This is a genomic window from Leptolyngbya sp. AN02str, from assembly GCF_050565595.1.
In the GTDB taxonomy this organism is placed as follows: domain Bacteria; phylum Cyanobacteriota; class Cyanobacteriia; order Elainellales; family Elainellaceae; genus Kaiparowitsia.
In genome coordinates this window covers 92,948-115,308 of sequence record NZ_JBNXVR010000018.1, presented here as the reverse complement: position 1 = coordinate 115,308, position 22,361 = coordinate 92,948, and the positions used below count along the sequence as shown (strand labels likewise).

At 49.1% G+C, this 22,361-nt stretch carries 15 protein-coding genes and 1 pseudogene; 9 read left to right on the top strand and 7 right to left on the bottom strand.

Features of this window, described 5'->3' with window-relative positions:
* The first annotated feature begins 213 nt into the window (after window positions 1–213).
* The gene (locus ACQ4M4_RS15320; protein WP_430685305.1) at window positions 214–1,035 is read left to right on the top strand and encodes a CPBP family intramembrane glutamic endopeptidase; all 822 of its coding nucleotides are present in this window, start codon (window positions 214–216) and stop codon (window positions 1,033–1,035) included.
* Between the two features lie 44 nt (window positions 1,036–1,079).
* Here ACQ4M4_RS15320 and ACQ4M4_RS15315 read toward each other — a convergent pair whose 3' ends face one another.
* A complete protein-coding gene (locus tag ACQ4M4_RS15315) occupies window positions 1,080–4,382 on the bottom strand; it encodes a hypothetical protein (protein ID WP_430685304.1) in 3,303 nt (1,100 codons plus the stop codon).
* 136 nt (window positions 4,383–4,518) lie between these two features.
* On the opposite strand from ACQ4M4_RS15315, the gene ACQ4M4_RS15310 reads away from it, so the two are divergent.
* The 3 genes from ACQ4M4_RS15310 (at window position 4,519) to ACQ4M4_RS15300 (ending at window position 5,542) form a co-directional block, all read left to right on the top strand.
* The gene (locus ACQ4M4_RS15310) at window positions 4,519–4,845 is read left to right on the top strand and encodes a hypothetical protein (protein ID WP_316437222.1); all 327 of its coding nucleotides are present in this window, start codon (window positions 4,519–4,521) and stop codon (window positions 4,843–4,845) included.
* A 119-nt stretch (window positions 4,846–4,964) separates the two neighbouring features.
* A complete protein-coding gene (locus tag ACQ4M4_RS15305) occupies window positions 4,965–5,237 on the top strand; it encodes a CopG family ribbon-helix-helix protein (protein ID WP_430685303.1) in 273 nt (90 codons plus the stop codon).
* Complete coding sequence (locus ACQ4M4_RS15300) at window positions 5,228–5,542, top strand: type II toxin-antitoxin system RelE/ParE family toxin (protein WP_430685302.1); 315 nt, start codon at window positions 5,228–5,230, stop codon at window positions 5,540–5,542. The genes ACQ4M4_RS15305 and ACQ4M4_RS15300 overlap by 10 nt, the downstream gene beginning before the upstream one ends.
* A gap of 58 nt (window positions 5,543–5,600) precedes the next feature.
* On the opposite strand, the gene ACQ4M4_RS15295 is transcribed toward ACQ4M4_RS15300, so the two are convergent.
* The 4 genes from ACQ4M4_RS15295 to ACQ4M4_RS15280 all read right to left on the bottom strand — a co-directional run bounded on the left by ACQ4M4_RS15295 (window position 5,601) and on the right by ACQ4M4_RS15280 (window position 13,737).
* Window positions 5,601–8,057, bottom strand: a complete 2,457-nt coding sequence (locus ACQ4M4_RS15295; protein WP_430685301.1) for a bifunctional 3'-5' exonuclease/DNA polymerase — start codon at window positions 8,055–8,057, stop codon at window positions 5,601–5,603.
* On the bottom strand, window positions 8,038–10,758 hold the full coding sequence (locus tag ACQ4M4_RS15290; protein ID WP_430685300.1) for a DnaB-like helicase C-terminal domain-containing protein: 2,721 nt from the start codon (window positions 10,756–10,758) through the stop codon (window positions 8,038–8,040). The genes ACQ4M4_RS15295 and ACQ4M4_RS15290 overlap by 20 nt, the downstream gene beginning before the upstream one ends.
* A gap of 977 nt (window positions 10,759–11,735) precedes the next feature.
* Window positions 11,736–13,268, bottom strand: coding sequence for a helix-turn-helix domain-containing protein (locus tag ACQ4M4_RS15285; protein WP_316437230.1), 1,533 nt, complete (start codon window positions 13,266–13,268; stop codon window positions 11,736–11,738).
* A gap of 277 nt (window positions 13,269–13,545) precedes the next feature.
* Window positions 13,546–13,737 (bottom strand): ribbon-helix-helix protein, CopG family, encoded by a 192-nt coding sequence (locus ACQ4M4_RS15280; protein ID WP_190574472.1) that lies wholly within the window; start codon window positions 13,735–13,737, stop codon window positions 13,546–13,548.
* A gap of 290 nt (window positions 13,738–14,027) precedes the next feature.
* On the opposite strand from ACQ4M4_RS15280, the gene ACQ4M4_RS15275 reads away from it, so the two are divergent.
* The 4 genes and pseudogenes from ACQ4M4_RS15275 (at window position 14,028) to istB (ending at window position 19,645) form a co-directional block, all read left to right on the top strand.
* Window positions 14,028–15,401 (top strand): ATP-dependent DNA helicase, encoded by a 1,374-nt coding sequence (locus tag ACQ4M4_RS15275; RefSeq protein ID WP_316437231.1) that lies wholly within the window; start codon window positions 14,028–14,030, stop codon window positions 15,399–15,401.
* Between the two features lie 271 nt (window positions 15,402–15,672).
* Window positions 15,673–17,172, top strand: a complete 1,500-nt coding sequence (gene dnaN, locus ACQ4M4_RS15270) for a DNA polymerase III subunit beta (protein ID WP_316437232.1) — start codon at window positions 15,673–15,675, stop codon at window positions 17,170–17,172.
* A 159-nt stretch (window positions 17,173–17,331) separates the two neighbouring features.
* A pseudogene (gene istA / locus ACQ4M4_RS15265) lies at window positions 17,332–18,444 on the top strand (IS21 family transposase); the annotation flags it as partial.
* A 376-nt stretch (window positions 18,445–18,820) separates the two neighbouring features.
* The gene (gene istB, locus ACQ4M4_RS15260; protein WP_316437234.1) at window positions 18,821–19,645 is read left to right on the top strand and encodes an IS21-like element helper ATPase IstB; all 825 of its coding nucleotides are present in this window, start codon (window positions 18,821–18,823) and stop codon (window positions 19,643–19,645) included.
* Window positions 19,646–19,982: 337 nt separating this feature from the next.
* Here istB and ACQ4M4_RS15255 read toward each other — a convergent pair whose 3' ends face one another.
* Both ACQ4M4_RS15255 and ACQ4M4_RS15250 read right to left on the bottom strand, forming a co-directional pair.
* Window positions 19,983–20,336 (bottom strand): hypothetical protein, encoded by a 354-nt coding sequence (locus ACQ4M4_RS15255; protein WP_316437235.1) that lies wholly within the window; start codon window positions 20,334–20,336, stop codon window positions 19,983–19,985.
* Window positions 20,329–20,949: a TetR/AcrR family transcriptional regulator gene (locus ACQ4M4_RS15250; RefSeq protein WP_316437236.1), complete on the bottom strand. Its 621-nt coding sequence runs from the start codon at window positions 20,947–20,949 to the stop codon at window positions 20,329–20,331. The genes ACQ4M4_RS15255 and ACQ4M4_RS15250 overlap by 8 nt, the downstream gene beginning before the upstream one ends.
* A gap of 169 nt (window positions 20,950–21,118) precedes the next feature.
* On the opposite strand from ACQ4M4_RS15250, the gene ACQ4M4_RS15245 reads away from it, so the two are divergent.
* Entirely contained in the window at window positions 21,119–22,360 is a 1,242-nt protein-coding gene (locus ACQ4M4_RS15245; protein WP_316437237.1) for a VTT domain-containing protein, read from the top strand.
* Window position 22,361 lies beyond the last annotated feature (1 nt).

The window sequence follows — 22,361 nt, the reverse complement described above, 5'->3', positions numbered from 1 at the left end:
TCAACCGATGGCAGCGGCAGTGGCGCGATCCTCAATGCGCCCTGGCTGCTGCTTAAGTTCTAGCGAATCCCAAGATTTAACCGTCTGTCTTCTTAAAACTCGTGAAATACTTTTTCAGCACGCCCTACTTAAATATGGCTCTAATTGGGTTGATCCTGGCTTAGTTCTACAAGCAATGTATGCAGCCCAGCAGTCACCCTGATCTTGCCCCTTATGTTTTGCTTTCATTTTGGTCGCATTGCTCAATACCCTGCTCCCATTCGCCTGGGAATCTTCCTGCTAATTCTGATGGGAATATGGCTACCAATTGCTGCTCCAATTTACTGGTTTTGGGGGACAGGTAATACTATCAGCATTATTGCTCTGTTACTTTTGTACAGTGAATTTATCTGTCTGTTGTGGTTCTGGGGGCGCACTGTACATCAGCGATTTCAGCCACTCCAAAATCATGGCTTGATCAGAACACGTCAGAATGGACTGGAGCTATTAAGAGGGTTATGTATTGGCTTTGTTAGTCTTTTCTGCCTGTTCATTACTGAGGAATGGCTGGGTTGGGTGAATTGGCAAATGACGCAACTCCTACCCAGGTTTATATTAGAAGGATTGATGGTGGCATTAGGGGTTGGATTCGCAGAGGGATTACTATTTCGCGGTTGGCTGGTCGATGAGTTGAAACAGGATTATCATCCCCAGGTTGCCATCTGGAGTAGCAGCGCCATCTATGCCCTCTTACATTTTATTAAACCTTGGTCAGAAATCTTGAGGACCTTGCCTAGTTTTCCAGGATTGTTGCTGCTTGGGTTAATACTAGGTTGGGCAAGACAGATCCATCATGGGCGCTTAGGTTTTGCGATCGGGCTTCATGCAGGTTTAGTGTGGGGTTATTACATCGTTAATGTCGGGGAGCTAGTACGTTACTCTAATCAGGCTCCAGCTTGGGTAACAGGCATTGACCGCAATCCTTTATCAGGTAGTATGGGTTTGCTATTCTTAAGCTTAATTGCTTTAGGTTTACGAAATTTCTCTAAAAACTGATAAAAGAGTTATTAAAATTATTTAAATTCACAGATTTATTGCTTTTAGCTTAATTGCGTTTCTCTTTGCTTTTTAGCCTGACGATTAATAGCTAATAGTTCCTGATACTGAGCAGTTTCTTTTCTTGCTATCATCATTTCTTCCAAATCACCAATGTGTTTTTTAGATAGTGGTAGTATTTCCTCATCTGTATATAGATTACCTCGGCAAATTGTTCGTTTTGTCTCGTCCCGAATAATAAAATCCCCTGTCTGTTGAACATAAGCAGTCCATTTATCACCTACCTTAAGCTGAGTAATTGCAGAATCACTTGACCCCTTCTGTTCATAACTTGTGCGAACGGCTGCCACCAGCCCTTCAAACATCTCCTTAAGCCATTGGTCTCTATCCCATTCAGAACTTTGAGATGATTCGGCACTGGGGAGCACTGGCTCAGGCAGTTGAATCGAATCAGGGTTCAACTTCAGCACCACGCTTGAACCTTCAGGACGTAGCTTAGCTTCAAAAGAACTCCCGATCGGTAATTTGGGCGTATCTGGTGAAAAGGTGCCCAGGTTCTTGTCGTCGATCTGGACGATCGGGGTGCCGTTATAACGGTAGTACTCTGGATGCGATTCCGGCAATTCAAATGCACCCACCTGCAAGCTCACTGCTTGATTGCGCCATTGCTTACTGGCAAAGTTCTCCCCAGCGAAATCATTGTGGCGAATGCCCAAAATCTTGATTTCATCAAACTGAAATGCCTGAAGCTGCTGACAAACTTCCTCGGTAAACAGGTTGTATGCCAGTGCCCCTACTCCCGAATCCTGCCGCGATTCTGCCCAGGTATGATCAGCAGGAGGAATAATTCGCAAATCATCAGGTACATGAAGCATATCCAGATCATTAACGTTCTTGCCAAACTTAGCCTCCAGTTTCTCAACCAGTCGTGGGGGAATATCTTTGAGTGCAAATTCAATCATCGGTAGCTGAGGATGAATGATCGCATCAAATTGAATGCCCTTATGCTCCAGAGTTTCCTTCCACCGAATCGCATCCGACCCAAACGGTACACTCAATACATGAGCATCTCTGGGTAACGCTTCACTGGGTACTTCATAGCCATGCTGAAGGGCAAAGGTGATATCCATTTGCTCTGCCAGCGTCAGGCAGTCCCGACGATGCCGATCCATTTCCGGGCGCGTGTGCTGGGTATACCAGAGTGCAGCGGCTCCCTCAAACCGCTCCTCTGGGGTCGGAAACAATTCATTGATCTCAGCCCGATAGCTATCGTAAAGCTTGCCCAACTCCTCATTGAAAGCATCCCGATCTTCGCCAACCCGCTCCTGAATCTCATCTCTGGCTTGCTGGAAGCGGGTCTTTAATTCCTCTGCCCACTCCAACGCATCCACAGACAACTCATCTTTGGGAAATAGATAGCGGAACTCATGGCGATCGCGGCTACGAATCCGAGTTGGCTCCCACAACGGATTGACTACCTCCCTGGCAAGCACATTGATCGAACCGGGAGCGTCCGCAGGCATAGCGAAACTGCGATAGAGGCGATCGTCCTTCTTAAAGTCAAAAAAGTGGCTGGGATGAGATTCTGACCAGCGCTTCGCATCCGAAAGCAGATTCTCCCCTTCGATCTCCTTGATGTCCTCCAACCGCTCTGCACTTTTGGGTGAATCGACCTCGACCTGAAGTGCTTGAAACAGACGGTTAAGCAGTTTGCGTTGACGGCGCTCAAACCGCTCGACATTCTCCCCTTCCCCCGGCATCGACGATTGCACCCGCCCAATGTTGGTTGCCACCAGTCCCACCTTGTTCTGATTCGCCGCAGCAGCAATCTGAGCCAAATTCTGATACTTTGAGCCACCATCATCAGTTACAACTTCGCTGTAAGCCAGCTTGGGGCGTTGTTTCACCGCTTCAAACCGTCCTGGCTCGCCCGCTCGCAGCGTTTCTTTGGCAAGGTTAGGCAACTGGCTAGCAGGGCTAATCATGAGTTGATCACCATCGAAGTCTGCCTGGTGATATTCCTCCGCATCTTTGGGGTTAATCCAGATGACATTACGAGTTTTTTTGAGTTCCGGGTCGTGGCTGTTATGGTAGAGACGAATATTGTCTGAGTTAACGATCGGATAGCGGGTCAGAATCACATCACCTTCTGGCAGATGAGGCACACAAACCGTGCCACGCGGTAAGTCCTCCGATGGCATCGCCATACCAGAACTATGGCTGTAGCCGCTCTTAATCGCTAAATCCCGCCATCTACCCGCTACATAATCCGTTGCAAACTTCCGAAACTTGGGAGTTTCAACTAATTGCCCATATTTGTCGCTTCGCAGCAACGAAATCCAGCGAGATTCCTGCATCGGGCTGTTGGCATTACCATCCTCATCCTCAAAGTCTTCTTCCGATCGCTCCTGTCGCCGTTGCTGCTCTTTGTCGTATTCCTGCACAATGTATCGTGCCAGTGCCAGAGGATTCCGCTGTAAATCTGCTAGAACTTTGGCTTTTTCCTCCGTCGGCTGCTTCAAATCCTGCCGCACTGCATCCTCGGAATACCAGATGGTAAACTGCCAGCTATTGTCATAACTGGTGGCTCTGGCATTGCCCCGGTTTCCCATTGCGGCTTGAGGAAACTCATAATCTCCACACGGAACCAGCTCGTCCAACCGGGCTTTTTTAATCCCCTTGATCGACGATCGATCCATGATGATGTCATAGCCCTCTGCCTCAGTCAGTCGGGCATCGGGCAATAGCGTTCCCTTAGATAAGAAGCTGACACGTGGACAGTTTTCCTCGCGTCCTTCTGCCCATTGCTTCCTCCAGGCAAACCGAAATTGAAACGGACAGTTTTGCTCACCCCCTAAGTGACGAGCAAGCTGCGGCGAAATCTTACCGTGACAATCGCCAGTTTTGTAGTGGGAATACTCCGGGTCATTGAAATCCACAATTTTGACCCGCAGGTTCTCCAACGTGTTAGACCCTTTGTAGCAGTTACTCACTAATAGAGAACCATACCGACAGGCAGTATCCGGCTCTGTCGCAAATAAGCGCCGAATCTTTTTACGCAATTCATCATCTGCAAAGTAGTAACTGTTGCCAGAACTAAACGTGAGCCGTCGCGAAGTGCCATCGGCAAAATTGCGCGCCCGCAGATGATTTGCATCAGGATTACGATTGTCAATTTTTACGAGCAGCAGAGATTGCAACTCCTCTGGCTCAAACATCTGTTCCAGCAAAGAGTTTTTAATAATCTCCGGCTCCGACAGATACCGTCCCTTCCCGTTGTTGTGCGCCCCATCAAAAATCGGGATGCTGAGACCGGAACCCTCAATGACCCGCGTGGTCAGATCCATTACCTACGGTTCATGATATAAACGTACTACCATCTAACTTAGAAAGCGTTAGACTGTTTTTTGACGTTTACACAAAGCAGCCAGGGCAAAATCAGCCAGGTGGCTATTCTTGAATTGAACAGCAAGGAGGATAACAATGCCGTGGCACATTAAGCGTCTGGAGAACGGTTTGCTGGTTCAAGAATACGATCGGGAACCCGATGATGAAAGCGAAGAACTCCTGACCCCAGATGGCAGAACTCAAGATGAATGTCACCCGCGCTTTGCCCATCTGAAACCTGGGGAAACTTTGGTACTACCCGATGAGCCAAAAACCACAACTTCTGGTTCCTGGTATCCCAACCAGTACGAGGATCTGGGCGAGTTTTTGAATGGTGATCCGGAGGCGATCGATAAGTTGGACAGTGGTAGCCGATCGCGCCGCTACAACTGGCGGTATTACGAACCCGATGAATCCTTTTAAGGCGTGTTTGATGGCTTGAGAGGGTGGCGAGGGCGATCGCAGCTAGTGAACTCACATAGTGAAGACATTGTATACACTGTATTCTCTACGCTAGAATGGGGGAAATTTGGAGAACACTGATGGCTCAAAGTGAAGTCCTTACCATTCGATTAGCTCCAGAATTAAAAGACAAGCTGGATGCTTTAGCGCAGAGTACTCGGCGTAGTAAGTCCTGGCTGGCAGCAGAGGCGATCTCCTTCTACATTGAGCAACACCTTTGGCAAATTCAAACGATTGAAGAAGCGATTGCGTTGGCGGACAGTCCTGAAGCCGAATGGGTAGAGGGTGAAGCAGTGGATGCGTGGTTGGATACTTGGGGAACGAAGGATGAAACGCCTGCTCCATGCGCATAGTATTTCTTTCGCTTGCAGTAAAGGATTTAGCAGCTATTCGTGCCTACATTGCTGAAGACGACCCAGAGGCAGCGAAAGCGGTCGCTTCCCGGCTAAAGCAATTGATTAAGCGGCTTTCCTCAATGCCCAACCTGGGTAAACCGGGGCGAGTTTTTGGTACCAGAGAACTGATAACTCCCAAAATTGGTAAAACAGCTTACGTCGTCGTTTATCGCGTCAAAGACACACGTCTAGAAATTCTGCGGATTTTGCCAGGCATGCGAGATTTAGACAGTTTGTTGAATGAGGAATTGCCAGAAACATAATCAGGAATCGCCGTACCTATGATGCTCATTGAGTAAGCAAGGGCAGGTTCTTGAAACCTTACTTCTCTGCCCAGTTAAGAGCGATCGCCACCTCTGCTTTCACTGGCACCTTTCTTAAGTACCTCTGTCCAGCCTGCTCCATCACTTGTTGAAGAATCTGTGCAGCCTGTTCTGCTGCATCTTCTGGAGCTTCCAGCAAAATTTCGTCATGCACGGTGCCAATTAACCTGGCTCCTGTTCCTTTCAATGCCATCGGGAGTTTCGCTAAAGCAGCCTTAGTAATATCTGCGGCAGTTCCCTGAACTGGAGTATTTAGCAGCTCTGTTAACTTCGGCTCATCTTTCCAGCACCGAAGGCGATCGCCCACTGTTCGCATTTCTCTTGGTAGCCTACGCTTGATCGCCCCATGCCATCGGGCAATTCCCTGATACGCCTCAAAATATCGCTTCCGAAAGGTTTCTGCCTGCTTCAAGCTCATTTGTACCCCATAGTTGTTGTAGGCGTACTCTGCCAGACCCTTGGCACCCATCGCGTAAATCAGCCCAAAGTTGACGGCTTTTGCTGCCTGCCGCTCTGATTTTTCAACCTGATCGAGGGATTTATCAGCAATCAGAGCAGCCGTGAGTCGGTGCAGGTCTTCATCGTTCTGGTATGCCTCAATCATGCGGCGATCGCCACTCAGTTCCGCTGCCACCCGCAACTCAATCTGAGAGTAATCCGCCACAACTAAGCGATAGCCTGGAGCCGGAATAAAGCAACTGCGAAAGATTTTATCCCTAGGAATCTGTTGCAGGTTGGGGTTTCGACAAGACATGCGTCCAGTAGCAGCCCCCATTTGCTGATAATCCGGATGAATTCGTCCAGTAATGGGGTGAACGTGCTTGGGCAGACTACTGGCAAATGCTTGGACTGATTTTGCTGCTTTGCGGTAGTCCAGCAATGCTCTGACGGGCGGATACTCTTCTGCCAAAGGAATCAGAGAGAGCTTGCTAGTATTCTCCACTGGCACACCCATCTGCTGTAGTGCCTCTAATACCTGCTGCTGACTGTCCAGATTGAAAGAAGTTTGATTGCCCAAAATATCAAGTTGAGTGCTGAGCAAAGCTGGTTGAAATTGGTGTCGTAATGCATCTGCTAATTGATCTCTTCTTTGTTCAAGTTCTTGTCGTAGGGCATCCCATCGGGAGAGATCGAGCAGCATTCCATTGAGTTCCATTTGGGCGATCGCTCCCAAACAATCAAACTCCAATTTGGCAGTTTCCACCAAACGAGCACCTGTCAGCTTGGGTTTCATCACCTCACGCAACCGCAGCAGAATCGCTGCATCTCGCGCTGCATACTCTAACTGTTCAGAAAAAAGACTGGGATTACTCCAATCACTTCGTTGCTGTTCTTTGGAGAGTTCTTCTCCTAAATAGACCTTGACTAGTTCCGCCAAGTTGTAACCGTGCGATCGCACACCTGCATCCAGTAATTGCGCTGCTATCATCGTGTCGAACAGTTTGCCAGCAATGGGAAGTCCTGCCTGTTGAAGAAACTTCAAATCAAATTTGGCATTCTGCAAAACTTTGATTGGAGTACCTTGAAGCAGGTCACACAGAGGAGTTAGCGTTTCCTTGGCAACTTTAAACAGGTCAATGATAATAATCGGCTGGTTAGCCGCAGCAATTTGCACTAGACGAATTCGATCCTTCAATGGATCAAGCCCAGTGGTTTCTGTATCAACCGCAATGACTTGGCAAGTTTGGAAAGGCTTGAGTACTTCTGCAAGCCGTTGTCCATCTTCAACAAACTCGAAGTTTACAGGCGTATGAGATAAAACAGAATTTGGTTTTTCATCTATATTTAGACCGTTAAATTCTGTTTTAAATACACTTTCTATATCAGCTTTATGAACTGGCTTTGGTAATGGCATTAAACAATCTGAATCAATTGACTTCAAACCAGAAAAAGCATCACTGCTACACCAAACACACCAAGTATTCTCATGTTGCCGATAAACATTGACATACATCTCCTGAATGATCAGTACGGCATCAATCGGAATACCAGCAGGTACCCGCTGAGAGTCTGGACGGAGAACAACTTGTTGACCAATCTCAAAACTGTCGTGGTTTGGAGGAGATAAAGAGGTTGCAGGACTAGGAGAGAGCAAAGGTTTGATCTCCTTGACTTCCTCTGCTTCTACTCCTCCTCCCGCTTCTTGATAGGGGGCACTGGAAGCATTCACGGAGTGGCTCTGGAAGAACGTCGCTTTCTGTTTGGCAATCCGCGATGGTAGAGGCGGTGGAGTATACCAGGTTTCAATCCAAGCATCGCTCGCAGATGGTGTTTCTGATTCAGCAGTTGCAGCTTTAATAGGTTCGCTACTTTGTTGAACCCGATTCCTCAGAAACTGCCGTTTCCGAGATTTTGCCCAGTCCATCAAATCCTCATACAGTGGATCAGCAGCCGTAGGGAGATTGGAATTTGCTTCTACACCACTAACATTGGGGCTAGAGATCTTCACGGTCATTGTCCTCTCCTAAATCCAAATCAACCGGAATGAAGCGGTGGTAAGCCCGCTCATAGACAAACAATGGCTCTGCTGTGACACCACCCCGATTTTTGAGAATGCTGAGTCGCGCATAGGTCGCCTTCGCTTTTTCATTAAGCGGATACTGGGCGCGCACGTCTTGAATTTGCCGGAGTCTGAGATAGTCCCCGGCATAGCGTTCTTCCAGCAAGTCAAGCTGATCTCTAGGTTGGTCATTGCCTCGCTGTGCCTTACCTGTCTGGAGCAGCATGATGCAGTCTGCGGCATGGGCAATCTTGAACGAGTCCCGTAACGCACCCATATCTAATGTTCCAGTCCGAAGTGCTTCCTGGTAGGCTGCCTTATTAATGTCACTAATCGCCACCACAGCAGCACCCGTGTCCCGCGCCAGTTGTTTTAACCCCGTCGCCACACGCGAAACCCGCAACACTTCATTGGCACCAGAGTCGAGCTTTTCATCGCCACAACACATGAGTTGTAAATAATCGACAATCACCAACACGGGCGCTATTTTATCAAGTTCTGCAATGCGGCGAATTTGAGCGATCGTCCCCTTCAAATGAGCAACTGTAACCTCTGGACCTGCTTCTAAAACCGTCAGATATTCTGCAATCTGCTGATCGTATGCCCGAATTGCCAACGCTGTTTGCTGTTTCAACCATTCTGCATGGGCATAGTCAGCGTTCATCCAATGTTTTGCTTCAATTAAGCCGGAGTTCAACCCACCCATCCGCGACAAAGCATTCACCCAAAGTTGCTGCTTCCCCATCTCAAAGGAGACGTACAGCACGGGGATTTTAGCTTTTGCTGCTTCATCCGCACACCAGGCGCACCAGGTCGTTTTTCCTGAGCCAGGCGGGGCACCCACAACATAAAGCCTGCCGGGATGTAGACCACCATTGAGAGAACGATTCAGCCAAGGAGCAGGGGTGGCGATCGCCGTTTGCGGTTGCCCAAACAATTCCCGGATCAAGTCCTGGGTATAGGCCACCATTGGCATGACTTCTGAGGCATTCCGTTGCTGAAGATGTTGGGAATGGTGAATGAGTGTTTCCAGCGTTTCGGTAACAGGATGTAAGGGGCTATCCAACAATTCCGATGCAGTGGCAGCCTGCTCTTTTGCTAGTAGTCGCAATCCAGTATCTCGCACTCTCATGAGGAGTTCTGTAAACGTCTCCCAATCACAGGGAGCCAGATTCAAAAGCTCATCCAAATAAGCAGCAACTTGATTCAGAATCGGTGTCGGTAGGGGAGAACGCTCCATCACCAATTTTTCCAGCCGTGAGAGAACGAGACTGGGCGTTAGCTCCCTACCTTCTATCTCCAGGCTTACAAAGCATTCCCAGAGCCTTTGGTGCAGATAAAACGGCTTTAGGTCGTCGCCTTTGGGCATAAACGTGGCGATAAAGCCCTCAACGGGTAAATCCACACCCAAGGCTTCCTGCATCCCGGCTTCTGGGTGGTGCAGGATGTAAGCCAGCAAATCTCGTTCAACCCGTCTAGCAACCTCGTTATCACCCTCTGGCTTCTCCCATTGCCAAAAGGGGCAGGCATAGCCCGTGCAACCTCCACAGTGGACTAACTCACGGCTGTTGCGAATGTAGCTGCAACTCCACTGATAGTCGTGAGGATTTCGTTTAACCGAAGCATAGGTGCTGTGGAAATTTCTGAGCCTGGATTCAACCGTCGTTTTGCTGGTGGGATGGTGATCAGACGCTCGTGCCATTGCTTCTGCCAAGGGTTCTGACTGGTTATGTTCCCATCCCCTGGTGATGACATAACGCGCCAGAGTTAAGTTGACTGAGTTGTAGTCTTGATCGGTTGGCGCACCCTGGTTCATCAGGTAGTGAATACAAGCGGGATGCTCATCAGGAGCCAGAATTGAAAAGTTTGTCGATTTTGTAGCAGTAGAATGCTGAACGGTTAAACTCCCAGCAAACCCCGATCGCTCCTGAAAGGCATTTCCCTTTTGATGCCCATTTTTACTGATCGCACTGCTGAGGCTGGCTTCAAGTGCAGCTAGTTGAGCCAGTTGAGCCACAGGAATCTGCTGAAAGGATGCCATTAGACCCGCCTGATCGTCGGGCACTACCGGAAATCCTTCAGACCAGTTCACAGGTTCACTTAAGAAACCGCTCCACTTACCACTGATTTGATGCTTGCCGCAGGGCAATTTAATCGGTCGTCCCGCTGCCTTACCATCGATCGCCGTTGTTGCTGTGGCGGGATAAATCTCCTTTGGCTTGTAATCAGCTAAATAACAGAGGTTCTGCAATGCCTTGACCCAGGTAGCACCAGGCAGCGGCATATCAGCAAACAACCAGAGATGAAACCCACGACGACCACTAAATTCCAGATAAGCAGAGAGTCCTTGACTAGTAGCGATTTGTTGCACTCGTTGAGACAGACTCAGCACCTCACGCAAAGTCTGTTCATCACTGCCATCTTTGGGAGCATCAAAATCAATGCAACCTGCTTTAGCCAGATTCGTCGCCGGTTGGAGGAGGCGCACCGAGATAATTAGGTTGCCCTGAAGATGTGCTTCTACCACAGCAGGGGTGAGGGACTGATCATACTGTGACTGTAGAACATCAGTGCTTTGCCAAACGCTATAAAGCTGCTGATGTTCATGGAGAATCAAGCGGTAAAGCTGCTGTAAAACAATGGTGGTTTCTGACATGCGGTTCAACTAATCAAAGTTCAACTAATCAAATCGGTAATGATGTCGCGAATGTGTTCATCCACTTGAGCGAGCCAAAGACGATCACTGGGATAAATTTGCAAAACATGGGTGGCGGGTGAGTTTTTGTCTTTTTGCGTTTAAAGCGTAACCCCCTGTTTCCACAAAACAGGGGGTTACAAGCTGATCGATCTGATTGATCTGATCAGACGTGTAACCATTCTGAAATAGCTTGCTCCACAACCATTCTGAAAATTTAAAGTCACAGTAAGAGGAAGGTAAAGTCACTTGTAGGGGATACGGAAGTCACGGCGATAGGAAATTAAAGTCCCATCCAGAGGAGCTTATTACCGCAGATTTGTAACCAAAATGATCTGGAATCTAGATCTGATGCTAGTTACAGAAGAGTTACAACGGCTTGGGACTTGAGCCTAGAGGGCAAGTCACGACTGGGGGAGGCTGATGTCACGGTTAGGGGATTGTAACTATCAGGCATTGCGGCTAAAAGCCTTTTATATCAATGGTTACAGCAAAGTTACGCTCAGGTTACAAAGACATCAGAAAAGCGAGTTTAGGCTTCTAGATTTAGTGGAATTGTTTTAGTGCACTACTGTATTTCGCGTAGTTCAATTGCATTATGGCTATATATAGCGGATCTTCTCTTTAAGTCTCGCTAGATGTGGTTGTAACTAAATTCTCCCTATACTTAGTCCGAGTGGTACTCAAGTCACGACCAGGGGGTATTGATGTCATTAAAAGGGGAAGTTTAACCTGATAAATATAGCTAAAACCTTTTCATATCAATGGTTACAGAGAGTTACACGGAAAGGCGATCGCCTTTCCTACTGAATCAAGTCACCGCATGGGGATGCTAATGTCACGACTATGGGACTTTAATGGAGGTTGAGCTTGTCTAAAACCTTTATTTGACAATGGTTACAGTAGGGTTACAGATCTTGTAACCAAGTTCAATTGCATTACTGGATGCCAAGAACCTGACGTAGCAAGCTTTGATCCTCATCGACTGCGCGACGGCGATCGCTCTCGACCAGCTTTACCCAACTGACACTCTTGCCGATCGTGGTAGCAAGCTGGGCTTGAGTCCATCCCTTTGCTTGACGGGCAGCTTTCACTGTCTTTCCATCCAGCTCAGCCGCAGGCAGTAGCGCTTTAGCTGTAGTGCCCTTGACTTTGCTGTTAGACTTGTTCCGCGTAGTATTGGCACCAGCGGAGGCTCGGCTGGTCTTTTCTGTTCGTCTGGTTTCAAGCTCATCCAAACACTCTTGAATCTGCACGGGTAGCCGGAAGGTGAGTTTTGCCGGGAACCAATGCTTGGAAATGTAGCTATCCGGTAGCCACTTTGCCCCCAAGAGTTGCTGGTTTCGCTCTTTTGTGGGCAGGTCTGCTATTTCATCGGGTAGGCTCCAGACGGGTCTTAGCCACAGGGGATAGGTTTCATCATCAAAGTCGATGTCAATCTTGAGGTTATCTTTGAGGGTGAGTAGAGCATTGTCTACCGATTCCTTTAATTTCCACCCGTAGCGGCGATCGGACAGCGCTTTCTCAATGTCACTGCTAGGTAAAACACTTTCCAGTAGGCTTTCAACGGTATAAACCCCATTCGGACGAGAACGGCTATTCTGGATTAGATACAGCGCCATGCTGGTCGCCATTTTGCGCCGGTGGGGATCGATATCAAAGACTTCTTTAGGAATCAGTCCATACTGATACAGGGCTTTCCGCTGTTGTGCGCCCTCCCGGTTTAGGAAGCTATGGGTCCATAGTCCTGGTTGCACCCGGATCACCACCTCATGCAATTCTTCGGATTCCCCATCGACATTGGGTTGGGTGTATTCCTGGACGCTGACGATCCAGAGCAAGCTTCGCTCTCGAACGCAGAGATCCATGTCGCCTTCAAACCAGTGGATGACTGCACCTAACGTCCCGACAACCCATGCCAGGTCAGCAACTGCCTTAAGCTTCTGTGACTTGGTGAACTTATTGCTGTTGTGAACCTTGAGCGTTTTGATCAGGTCTGTACCGAGCAGATGAAACGGCTCTTTCCAAGGTTCAGACTGCAATGAAGCATAGGTAGCAAAGACCGCATGGAGACGAGCTGCCATTACCCCGTATTGCTCCAGGATTTCGCGCTCTGCTTGCGTAGAAATCGACTCTGCCTGGTGCTTTTGCTTGTTCAGGACGTAGAACTCGATGTAGCGCCCTTTGCCAAAGTGTTTTTGGAAGTAAAGGCGCTCCTGCCCATACTCGCTCCAATCTGGAGGCTTTAAAAAAGCCTGCGTCGCACTGATGACAGGTGCTCCACTGGCAATCATCTCCATTGACTTGGTGGTAAATAGAGGTGGTTCTGTTCGAGGCAGGTTGCGCGGCTTGCGGATTTTAGTCCGGGTGGACTGAGAGGGCAGAACTTCTACCTCAGTTAATTCTAACTGGGTGGAGTCTTCGATGAGGGGGGTGCTGTCCTCGCGATCGCTGGGTTTGGGTTGCATCATGGCTCAAGCGTTGAAAAGAATTATACGAAATCAAAACGCCATACCTAGATTCTTAGGAGGTAAGAACCTCTGCCCTTTTCAAGGATCGAGTAATTTGCTAACCTGTCATTAATGGGCAGGTCACAACCTATCCAATTAGGAAGGGCATATCGTTGATATGGTCGTTCTGGTTTTAACTGAAGCATCGAAGGCACCAGGACTTCACCCGCCAAGACGATTTCCTGGTGTTTTCAAGCTTTAAAGGGCATTGGACTTTACATTCTCCATAGGTTTGTAATTACTCGATTCCTTGTACGGAAAGCATTCCCCGAGCAATGCGCTCGATGAATTCGGAACGAGACAGAGAGAATGCAGCGGCTAACTCATCCAGCTTTTCAACTCCGGTGGGAGTGAGTGCAATCATGGTCGGCTTCTTGAGTTCTCCATAGAGCTGATCTCGCCCTTTCCGTTTCGGTTTTTGAGTCTCCATAGCTGCGGTTACTAATCTTATATAAGAAATTACCACGGACTGCCAAGAATAATAGACCAGAACTGTCCATCTGGATATAGTTGTTCCCTAAGTGCGTAACCACATGGCTAGTGGTTTCGTAGGGGTAGGAGGTAGAGCGATGGTACAGCTCTCAGACTGTTACAGCTTAGTTTATAAACATTTGTACTAAAACAGGACTCAATTGAATTGGGTTGCTGATTTCGGGAAGACCAAAACAACCAGCTACCGCTGTGCCGAGCTGATTTGTGGATGAAATTAGCGGAGTCGTAATGATGCAAACCCTTCCTGCTTCCTCCCCGGCTGTCTCTTTCCCCTTTCAATTGACTGAGCAGCAGCGTAAAGCACTGGACGCAATGTGGACATTTCTGCAACCGACGGTCGCGGCTGCCCTGTTTCTGCTAGTGGGATATGCGGGGACGGGAAAATCGACGATTGTGTTCCAATTAGTCAAAGTTTTGGTCAGTCAGGGGAAACGAGTCGTTCTGACCGCGCCCACCAATAAGGCTGTGGGCGTGTTGCAACGCATGGCGCTAGAAAATGGGGTGACTGGTGTAGACTTCTTCACAATTCATCAATTGCTGGGACTAGGCATGGTTTCCAGAGGTAACGAAAAAGTGCTGGCACCGACGGGAACGTCATACATTGGACTGTTTGATGTTGTGTTTATTGACGAGTGCTCCATGATTGGAGAACAACTCTGGCACTGGATTGAGGAAGCGTCCAAAAGAACATCAACGTGGCACCCGCTCAAAATGATTCTGATGGGCGATCCGGCTCAGCTTAACCCGGTGAATGAAGGGCGATCGCCAGCCTTCACCATACCCAATAGAGCCGTGTTGACTCAAGTGGTGCGCCAGAGCACAGATAGTCCGCTGTTGGAATTTATCACGGCTTGCCGTTATGCAGTGACGAAGAGCAAAGCGCCCTTTGAGCCATTTGCAAAATATCTGCCGGACAAGAGTAACGGCTCGTTGCTGGTCAAGCGGCGATCGCTCCTAAAGTATGCCTTCAAGAAAACCTCCAGGGAATTCATTCAAAATCCCGATTGCTTCAGGATTCTCTGCTGGACCAATGCTCAAGTGGATTACTACAACCAGCAGATTCGCAATCATCTGTATGGCAAGACTACTTCCCGGTTTCTTCCCGGCGAACGGCTGATCACACGCGATCCAGTTTTGGCTCCCGATGGTAAAACGATCATCCTCTCAACCTCAACTGAATTCACGATTCAAGAATTTTCAGAAGATCGTTACAGCAATTACCAAGCCTGGAGGTTAAAGGTTACAACCGATGATGGTGTTGTACGTCAAATCTACGCTTTGCACGAGGATGAGCAGAGCCGCTTTGATGTAGAAGCGCGTCGGCTGATGGCGATCGCTAAGCGAAATCCATTTCTGTGGCGCGACTATTATCGGCACCTGGAGCAGTTCGCCAATGTGCGAAATTGCTTTGCAATCACAGTCCACAACAGCCAGGGCAGTACATTTCTAGAATGTGGTATTGATGGTCAGGATTTAAGCAAACGGCTCAATCCAGAACGAGGTGATAGTGCAAAAGCTCTGTTGGCTAAAGTGAGGGAGCACAATCGCTTATGGTATGTGGGAGCCAGCCGTGCGCGTCGGCGGATTCTGGTTGTGCCATAGGACTTTTACTTAGGGAATACTTTGGACAGAATCACCTCAAAATATTCCCTAAGTAAACCCAACTGCCAGAAGCCGCGTATCGAATTCACCCATGATGAGTTGCTTCCACCAACTTTGGTGACTTAGGGAATACTTAACGGCGTTTCGGCTCCATACTATACCCTAAGCAATTTAGTCAATCTGCCAAGAAGCTGGAGCCATAGAGCCTTTGGCATTTTTCCTCTGCTAACGCAGGCATCCTTCGACGACCATTCAATCAGAGGCACTGATCATGACTCAAGCATTACAACGATCGAGGGGCAAGACTGCAAAGCAAAAAAGGCAGACTGAGCAACTGACTTCTGAAGCTGCGATCGCCCAGCGTATTCCTGGGAAACTCACTTCTTTAGAGCAACCTACCGACCCATCAGAGGCGAGTGAAGCGGAAGCAACAGTCGATGAGCCTAAAAATTCTGCTGAGCCTGAAGTATCGGCAGAGCCTGTGCCCAGGAAGTCATCGAGAAAACGGGCAGCTAAATCTCAGCCAAAGGACACACCTGCAACCGAAAAGGGGATGCAGGTGATTTGTTCGCAGAGTCAGTTTCATGATGCGCTGGCGATCGCAAGTTGTGCTGCCCCGGCAAAACCTAACCATCCAGTGCTGGCAAATGTGTTGGTCGTGGCAGATGCTAACGCTCAACAGGTTCATCTGACCGTAACTGATTTGGCGATGACGATTCAGGCAAGCTTTGAAGCTCAGGTGCTTTTGGGCAGTGAGATTACGGTCCCTGTTGAGATGCTTTCAGGAATGGTCAAACAGTTTCCAACAGGCAACATTACGCTCAACAGTCAGGCGCAGGTTACGAAACCAATGTCAGAAGAGGAGCAACCGACTAAGACTTGCTCCATTACGCTGTCGGATGCCGATGGGAAGTATGAGATTCGAGGGATTCCGGCTGAGGAATTCCCGCCCATTGCAACACTCAAAGCGGCTCCAGTTTCCCTACCAACCAATGTGTTGAGAGAAGGACTGAAAGGGGTGCTGTACGCGATTAGCACGGATGAAACCAAGCGCATTTTGACAGGTGTTTATATTCAGATTGGGCAAAATGCACTGAAATTTATTGCAACAGATGGACATCGAGTAGCGATCGCAGAATTGTCAACGGAGGGGATTGGCAGAAAGCGGCGCAAGCGATCGGGAACTGATGAACTTACCCAATTTCCCATTCCTGGTAAAGCTTTGAAGGAACTGATTCGTAATCTCGCTGATTCAGTTGACGCGATTCAACTGCTTTACGATGCTCAAGCAACCCGTGCAAGTTTTGCATGGCAGGATATTATTTTGAGCTGCCAGTGTATTGAAGGACAATATCCAGACTGTGAGCAGTTGTTGTCACGATACAGCTTTGATCGGGAAGTGGTGCTGGAGAAATCAGGATTGCTCAAAGCGTTGGAGCGGTTGTCAGTGCTGACTGACAAAAAGGAGAGAGGGATTCAGTTTCGATTTGATGGAACGACACAACAAATTCACCTTTCGATCGAGCGAGAGTTTGGCAGAGGCGATGAAACAATCAGTGCCCATATTCCTGTAGATATGACATTGGATATCCAATTCAATCTTAAATACCTGGGAGAAGCGGTTAAAGCGGTTCCCAGTTCTGGAATCAAGATGCATTTGAAGCAACCGGACTATCCGGCAATGCTGGTTCCGGCTGGGGATTTTAATAATCCGGAATTAGAGATGGAAATGTGCCACTTTCTCTTTCCCCTTTTTAAGCAACCGGAATAAGTTTGCATATGCTATTAGGTGACAATACAACTGGCGAGTGAGCGACAGCCAATTGGCGAGTTACTCAACTTGAGCAGAAGAACGATCGCGATTCATTGCATGAGTTGTTGAGTCAAACGACAGAGAAGAAAAGACACTCTGAGGAAGATCCATCGGTCAATGGAGATTCACAGAGTGTCTGGAAGAATCAAAACATATCAAATACAAGTGTATATGGCAGCACGCGAGAAAGGCTTAACCCAGGTAGAAGCCTCGGAGTTGGCTGGATTTTCAGCCCGTAGTGGACAGCGCATTGATGCAGGCGTACATCAACCGAATCGAGGTCGCCTGCGGGATTGGCGCAGTGTGGCAGATCCATTAGCCGAGGTTTGGGAAAGCGAGCTAGAGCCAATGCTCAAACGAGAACCGCAACTCAAACCAACGACCCTGTTTGAGTACTTACAGGCGCAATACCCCGGCAAGTATGTGAAAGTGCTTCGGACATTACAACGACGGGTGCGCGCCTGGAAAGCATTGCATGGGCAAGCCAAGCCCGTAATGTTTGAGCTACGCCATGAACCAGGGATGATGGGGTTATCGGACTTCACCGAACTCAAAGGCATCGCGATTACCATTGCTGGAAAGCCGTTTGAGCATCTGCTGTATCATTACCGGTTGGCGTACAGTGGCTGGCAGTACGCCCAAATCATCCAGGGGGGTGAAAGCTTCATTGCCCTCTCAGAAGGATTGCAGAATGCCCTGTTTGCTTGTGGAGGAGTCCCCAAGCAACACCGTACCGATAGCTTAAGTGCCGCCTATCGCAACATGGGGGGTGTGCGAAACAAGCCATTAACTCGATTGTATGATGACTTATGCCATCACTATCGCATGCAACCAACGCGCAATAACACTGGAATTGCTCATGAAAATGGAGCGATTGAGACATCACATGGACATTTGAAGAACCGCATCAAGCAAGCGCTCTTGTTACGAGGGAGCCATGACTTTGAGAGTATTGCTCAGTATCAAGAGTTAATCAATCAGGCAACCACTAAGTTGAATGACCTGCATACAGACAAGATTGCACAAGAGAAACAATATCTCCAACCCCTACCGAGTTATCGAACCCCTGATTATGAGGTACTGAATGCAACCGTCAGTTGTCGCAGCACCATTGATGTGCGTTGTGTGTTGTATACCGTTCCAGCCCGGCTGATTGGACGACAGCTTGAACTACATTTACATCATGACCGGATTGTGGGCTATCTCAATCGCCAACTGGTGGTAGAACTGCCACGCATCCGAGTCACCGACAAAACCAAACGCCGCACCCGCAGCATCAATTATCGTCATGTGGCAGAAGGACTGCGTCGCAAGCCCAGAGCCTTTTTGTACTGTAGTTGGCAACAGGAACTACTGCCCAACCAGACCTGGCGTGACATCTGGCAACAGTTGAAGGCGCAATTTGAACTCGATAGTGCTGCCGTCCTAATCGTGGAAGCTTTGTACATTGCTGCCACTCAAGATAAAGAAACAGCAGTAGCAGCCTATCTCCAAGCTCAATTGAGTGCTCAAACCTTGACCTTAGCCAGACTACGCCAGCAGTTTCAATTATTGAGCGAGCTGAAGGTACCCACTCTCACTATCACCCAACATCCCCTATCGAACTATGACCAACTCCTGCCCAGCACCACCCACGAACAGTCCGTATCAAAGCCTCAGTCTCTACCTCAAACGACTGCACCTATCTCACATGCTCAACCACTGGGAAGCCCTCGAACAACAAGCGATGCAGGAGGGTTGGTCTTACGCTCAGTTCTTGCTGGCTCTGTGCGAATTGGAGGCACAACGGCGTTGGAGCGTCCGCATTCAACGCGCCCTCACCGAAGCCCAACTGCCCAGCGGAAAAACGGTTTCCAACTTTGACTTTTCCCATTGCCCCAACTTCAATGCTGCCCCACTCATGCAACTTGCTGATGATCCTGCCTGGCTCGAACGTGCCGAAAACCTTTTGCTCTTTGGTGCTTCGGGTGTTGGCAAGTCTCATCTGGCGGCGGCTGTCTCGCGGCGCATGATTGAGTTTGGCAAGCGAGTCAAATTCTATCCCGCACTCGCACTGGTACAACTCTTACAGCAAGCCAAACTGCAACTCCAACTCCAAGCAATGCTCAAGAAGCTCGACCGCTTTGACCTGCTCGTTCTCGATGATTTGGGCTATGTCAAAAAGTCTGAAGCCGAAACTTCGGTGTTGTTTGAGTTAATTGCTCATCGCTATGAGCGCAAGAGTTTGCTCATTACTGCCAATCAACCCTTCAGCCAGTGGGATACGATCTTCACCGATTCGATGATGACTGTTGCCGCAGTGGACCGCTTGGTGCATCATGCCTTGATTGTTGAGATTGAAACTCAGAGTTATCGCAAACAATCGGCGGTCTCTCGTTCCGCTACCTCGATTGTCAGCGATAAAAAGGTCGTTCAACCCAAGCGATCTTAGCTGTCGTTTCGATCTTAATTGTCGTTTCGATCTTCGTTGTCGTGCGATTGCCTTTAGCATTCAGCACGACTTTTTCGTGTTATTTCTTAGCACTCAATCACTCACGTTCTCACCAGCCACAAGGATGCTTTTAATGCGTCGTCTACTCGTCCTGGTCACTGTCGCGATACGAATATGTGCTTGACACTTAATAATATGCAAAGGCAGCATCGTCACACAGCTCTTGCTGTCTTTGCCTTCAAAGCTAAACAGCCTTGATTTGCAAGTGCAGCCGTTCGATCAGATGAAAACTCTAACCGTAGAGCAACTTCATGACCAGTTGATGAATGCCATTACACTATTGAATCACTGCGATGCGAAGCAGTGCTCCCTCCGGGGTAATCGCTTCCTGCTTAGACAACACAGTTGGCATATACTGGGGTCTTTTAGCGTGAACCACATCAATGCCCGTCACGTTCACATTGATCCCTTCACGGTAGAGGGATAGCAGGGTCTGGGGGCTTGATTTTTCATTGAAGCTACAATCCTTGCACAGCGGGATGCGTGAGAAACGCTTTAATTCAGTTTTGCTTATCCTCTGGGGATGCCGCTTGTTGTGAAATAGGATATAGCGGTGAATTCGCTTGGGAATCTGAAAATACGCCTTTGAAAACTCTGGATAGGAATCAGAACCTAAGATTGTATCAAGCACCTGTTAAGTAGAGTAGGAGAAGATTAGAAACCTCTTGTTCAAACTGACTGTTACTCACAAAACTTGGATGTTCAATTACGGCTGAATGACATAACGATTCAACTGTGCGACTCAAGATGAAGACGGTCATGTCAAGATTTTGAGGGGAAATCCGATCGCGCCACCGTGTCAGGTATGCCTGTAGCAATTCTGCAATGCGTTCATCCGCTGTCTGCATCTGTTGTGGGCGTTCCGATCTTGGGATCTCTTCACTTAACACTTGATGGAGACACGGATCGATCGCGTGAGCCGCAATGACTGCTCTGATCAGTTCAGGGATGGCAACCTCTGGAGGTACATCGAATAAATTCTGCAATTTTGCTTCTACTAATGCAGCGATTTCATTGGAATGTTGATCCATCAAGGCAGCCATCAACGATTCCTTGTTTGGAAAGTACTGGTATAACGAGCCGATGCTAATTCCTGCTCGTTCTGCAATTCGATTGGTGTTGGCTTTGTCGTAACCTTCCTCCGTCAAAATGTGAGTTGTTGCCTCCAGAATCGCTTCAACGGTCAGCCGAGAGCGGTCTTGCTGCGGGAGTTTACGGGGAATTATGGAGCGTTTGCGTGGCATCGAAATCCCTCCGTCAAATGCGAGTTGCTAGATACGAGTAATGACTCATATTATGCAAGCAATGACTTATATTTAGGGAAGCTTTATGGATTCATCTCGATATCCCAGATGTCCGTGCCTCGTTCCCTGGACACTCCTCACCCTGTGCCTCGTCTCATGCACGGCGCGGATGCCGACAGTCGAGGAAGTCAATGGTATAGTCCTGAATCTACGTCAGTACAGTATGTGGGCATGGGCACCTGGCATTGCGGCTCTATGGGCTGACCTGGCATTACCGGTTCCGCAGACGGCAGTAATCGCTGCACTCGGCATCATCTACGGTGTGATTGGCGGCGGTCTAATCAGTAGCTTCGGACTGGTCAGCGGTGGACTTCTCGGTTACGCCATAGCCCGCAGGTATGGTCGTCGGCTAGTGGTGCGGTTAGTCGGCGATCGCTCCATCAAGCAGGTAGAGAGCCTCTTCGAGCACGGGGGAATGTGGGCGATCGTTCTCACGCGCAGCCTGCCGTACAGTATTCCAGAAGCCGTCGTTCTCGTGTCGGGCTTGGGAGGAATGCGCGTCCGTGAAGTCTTTGCCGCTCTAATGCTGGGCAGCGTGCCCACCGCGTTCGTCTTTTCGGCGATCGGTGCAGGATGGAGCGAACAGCCCGCGATCGCGATCGCACTCAGCTATTTCCTGCCAATCCCCCTCGTTCCAATCGCACTCTACCTGATGCACCGCGCATCGGCCGCAAACGCCGCTAGGCTCCAAGGGCGAAAGGCTTTCAAACGGGAGTTGACTGAGGTGATGGACATGAAGCAAACATTGGTCATGGCGATCCGGTCACAGTTTATGCAACCCCGTGGGTTTGCAGGCTGGCTCGCTGGGTGGGAGATGGCACTGCGATCGTCGAACCGCAAGCGTAATGTGTGGGCAGTCGGACTGCTTGGGGTGGAGTCAACCGATCGCGTCCTTGAGATCGGCTTCGGACCGGGAATCGCGATCTGGGAGCTGAGCCATCGGGCGACGCACGGACTTGTATGTGGCATCGATCACTCGAAAGTCATGGTTCAGCAGGCAACCAAGCGCAACATAGATGCCGTACATGCGGGTCTCGTGGATCTGCGTTGTAGTTCAGTCGAGCACCTTCCGGCGTTTGAGGAGCCGTTTGACAAGGTCTTGGCCGTGAACAACATGGGCATGTGGCACGAGCCGGACGAGCGGCTGAAAGAGATCCATAGCCTGATGCGACCTGGAGGACAGATCGCTATTGTCTCCCAGCCGCGATGCCCCGGTGCCACGGCGGAAACAACAGTGGCTGCGGGCTGGGAGATTGCGGCACGTCTTACAGAGGCAGGCTTCACGCGCATCCGGTCGGACACGCTTGCACTCAAGCCTCCGGTCGTCTGCGTAATCGGCGAGGTCCCATGAA